This window comes from Psychrobacter sp. CoH-33_TS_01 (assembly GCF_058189395.1).
On sequence record NZ_JBVGQI010000042.1, the window covers coordinates 1 to 280 of the forward strand.

Genomic DNA, 280 nt, shown 5'->3' on the forward strand with positions numbered 1-280 from the left:
GGCTGATGCATTTTTGCATTCCCCGACCGGTAAATCGCTGCGTGCCCGCCAGCGGCATCGCCCATAGACTGGCTTCACACACATGGCGATGCCGCGATTCGAGGATGGCCCGCGAATCGGCCGCGCATCGACGAACGTTGAGGATCATATCGTGATTGATGACGCGAACCCCCTTCCCACCCACATGACCGCGATCGAAATCGTGCGTCCCGGCGGCCCCGACGTGCTCGTGCCGGCGACCCGCGCCGTACCGGTGCCAGGCCCCGACGACGTGCTGATC

1 pseudogene is annotated in these 280 nt (G+C 64.6%); it reads left to right on the forward strand.

Features of this window, described 5'->3' with window-relative positions:
* Positions 1 to 82: 82 nt before the first annotated feature.
* Positions 83 to 280 (forward strand): annotated as a pseudogene (locus tag ACZ2XM_RS15485) (hypothetical protein); the annotation flags it as partial.